This window comes from Nostoc sp. WHI, assembly GCF_015714725.1.
Classification (GTDB): domain Bacteria; phylum Cyanobacteriota; class Cyanobacteriia; order Cyanobacteriales; family Nostocaceae; genus Nostoc.
This window is the reverse complement of the sequence record NZ_WBKM01000141.1, coordinates 1-3396: the sequence shown is the minus strand read 5'-3', so window position 1 is coordinate 3396 and position 3396 is coordinate 1. Positions and strand designations below refer to the sequence as shown.

The 3396-nt window shown below is 43.1% G+C and carries 3 protein-coding genes; all 3 read left to right on the top strand.

The window, feature by feature from the left end:
• The first annotated feature begins 259 nt into the window (after nucleotides 1-259).
• Nucleotides 260-685 carry an AAA family ATPase gene (locus tag F8S12_RS14075; protein ID WP_230968009.1) on the top strand — a complete coding sequence of 142 codons (426 nt, stop codon included), beginning with the start codon at nucleotides 260-262 and terminating at the stop codon, nucleotides 683-685.
• Between the two features lie 5 nt (nucleotides 686-690).
• Nucleotides 691-1308, top strand: a complete 618-nt coding sequence (locus tag F8S12_RS14070; protein WP_331001390.1) for a DUF4276 family protein — start codon at nucleotides 691-693, stop codon at nucleotides 1306-1308.
• Nucleotides 1309-1409: 101 nt separating this feature from the next.
• Nucleotides 1410-3396: DNA mismatch repair protein MutS (mutS, locus tag F8S12_RS14065; RefSeq protein WP_196516881.1), on the top strand; the 1987-nt coding region annotated here is incomplete at its 3' end.

Sequence of the window (3396 nt, the reverse complement as noted above, 5' to 3'; positions counted from 1 at the left end):
TCCCTCTCACAAAAGTAAATTCTAGTTAAAAATGTCAAATTTTTGAGAGGAGGTAAGGATTATTAATTAAGAGAATTTACAAAGTAGGTCGGAATTTCAGCTATATTTATAAGTTGAAATCTATTTTTTCATGGGCAGATTTTTAAAATTGTTTCTCTTCAGTTAATTATTATGATTATCTTTCAAATAAATCATAATTAGACAGAAGTTCTCTATGTAAACAAGAGGACTTTATCTTCTTTTGTTTTCAAAATGAGAATTGCTGTATGGCGGTACAGTACAGATATTTATTCGTGAAGAAGGTCTTATTCAACCAATTCCCGCAAATCGCTTATCTGATGGTACACTTCGTTATTTATTTTTAATGGCTTTACTGCTTGACCCAACTCCACCACCACTTATTTGTCTTGAAGAACCAGAGATTGGTTTACATCCAGATATTTTGTCCACTATTGCAGAAATGTTAATAGAAGCATCAGGGCGAACTCAAATCATAGTTACTACTCATTCTGATGCTTTAGTTTCTGCTTTGAGTGAATATCCTGAATCAATTCTGATATGTGAACGCGATGAAAAAGGCTCTCACCTCCGCCGTCTTAAACCTGAAAAATTGAAAAACTGGTTAGAAAAATATACTCTTGGCGACCTCTGGCGGATGGGTGAAATTGGGGGTAATCGATGGTAAGTGAGGTGAGGATTTATATAGAAGGTGGTCGGGATGGAAAGAATACGAAAGCTATAATTAGACAAGGATTTAGTCAATTTTTAAAACCACTTGTAGAAATAGCTAAAAGTCAAAAAATTAAATGGGATATAACTATCTGTGGTTCTCGTAATAACGCTTTCCATGATTTTAGAAATGCTTTAAAATCTCATCCAGAAGCCTTTAATGTGTTGCTTGTTGATGCAGAAGCATCTGTTACCACAAAATCTCCTTGGGAGCATCTGAAGTTTAGGGATAATTGGGATGCACCACCTAATACTGATGATAGCCATTGCCATTTAATGGTACAAACAATGGAAGCTTGGTTTATTAGTGATATCGTAACTCTGAAAACATTTTACGGACAGGGATTTCAAGAAAATGCTATTTCCAAGAATGCTAATGTGGAGACTATCGACAAAGATAATTTAGCACGAAGCTTAAATACTGCAACTCGTAACACTACAAAGGGTGAGTACCAAAAAATCAAACACGCCTCCAAGCTTTTAGAATTGTTGGATGTGGACAAAGTACGTAAGGCTTCCCCATACTGCGATCGCCTGTTCACCACTTTAACAGCAACAATGACCACATCAGCAAGCTAATATAACAAAGGGTAAAAAAACCTTTAGCGATCGCAATTCATCTTTAACATCAAGCTATCATCGGATATTGTGGAATTTCCGCGCGTAACTCACTAGCATCTATGACCGCTTCTCACTCTGAAACTCCATCTAACAAACCCGACGCAAGTACTTTCATTTCCGACCATCGACAGGTAGACCGCACCAAGCTAAGTCAAATGTACCTCCACTATGTCGAGACGAAGGATAAATATCCTCACGCAATGTTGCTGTATCGGGTAGGAGATTTCTTTGAATGCTATTTCCAAGATGCTGTAAAACTAGCGCAAGAATTGGAATTAGTCCTCACTAGCAAGCAAGCTGGAGACCAGGGGCGAGTGGCGATGTCTGGTGTTCCGCACCACGCTTGGGAACGCTACACCACGATGCTGGTAGAAAAAGGCTATGCAGTGGTAATTTGCGACCAAGTGGAAGATGCTTCTGAAGCTGCTGGAAGATTGGTGCGGCGAGAAGTAACGCGCATCCTCACCCCTGGCACTTTGCTAGAAGAGGGAATGCTGAAATCAAGTCGCAATAATTACCTAGCAGCAGTAGTAATTGCCGCAAATCATTGGGGATTAGCTTATGCAGACATCTCCACAGGGGAATTCCTCACGACTCAAGGTAGTGATTTGGAACATCTGACACAAGAATTAATGCGCTTGCAACCTTCCGAGGTGCTAGTTCCGACAAATGCGCCCGATTTGGGTAGTTTGCTGCGTCCCGGAGAAACTTCGCCGCATCTACCTCAGTGTTTGCCAGCATCATTTTGCTATAGTTTGCGATCGCAAGTTCCCTTTTCCCAAGGCGAAGCTAGACCAAGATTATTGCAGAAATTTAAAGTGCGATCGCTTGAAGGACTCGGTTGCGATCATCTTCCCCTCGCCGTCCGTGCAGCTGGTGGTCTTCTGGAATACGTGGAAGATACCCAAAAAGAAAACTCGGTTTCCCTTCAGAAACTCCGCACCTACACCGCCACCGACTACCTAATTGTTGACAGCCAAACCCGCCGTAACTTGGAAATTACCCAAACTATCCGGGATGGGACTTTTCACGGTTCCCTACTGTGGGCATTAGATAAAACTAGTACAGCGATGGGTGGGCGTGCTCTGCGGCGGTGGTTGTTGCAACCCCTACTCGATATTAAAGGCATTCGGGCGCGGCAAGATACTATCCAAGAGTTGATGGAAAATACGCCCCTACGTCAAGATTTGCGGCAGTTGTTACGCCAAATTTATGATTTGGAACGCCTCACAGGAAGGGCGGGTTCTGGTACAGCTAATGCTAGAGATTTAGTAGCTTTGGCAGATTCCCTCTCACGCTTACCAGAATTATCCCACTTAGTAACTGAGGCGCGTTCTCCCTTTCTCAAAGCTTTGCAGAAAGTCCCAAGTGTTTTGGAAGAATTAGCACAAAAGTTACACGCGCATCTTGTAGAGTCGCCACCCATACAAATTAAAGAAGGCGGATTGATTCGCCCTAGCGTCAATTCCCTGTTAGATGAGAGAAAGGCGACTGTAGAAGCAGATCAGCAATGGATTGCCAACTTGGAAGTTGATGAGAGGGCTAGCACAGGAATTTCTACATTAAAGGTAGGATTTAACAAAACCTTTGGTTATTACATTAGTATTTCCCGCACCAAAGCCGACCAAGTACCCGCTAATTACATCCGTAAGCAAACCCTGACGAATGAGGAACGTTACATCACCCCAGATTTGAAGGAACGGGAAGCCCGAATTCTCACGGCGCGGGATGATTTAAATCAGTTGGAATATGAGATTTTTACGGCGTTGCGAGAAGAGGTAGGACAAGAGGCGGAGGTAATTCGTAATCTATCTCGTGCAGTGGCGGCGGCGGATGTGTTGTGTGGTTTGGCGGAGTTGGCGGTGCATCAAGGTTACTGTCGTCCAGAAATGTTGTCTGGAAGAGAGATAAACATTGTCGATGGTCGTCATCCGGTGGTGGAACAATCTTTGCCGGCGGGGTTCTTTGTGCCGAATTCGACTCAATTGGGGAGTAGGGAATCGGGAGTAGGGAGTAGTGAAGAAGAAATTTCCCCACTCCCCACTC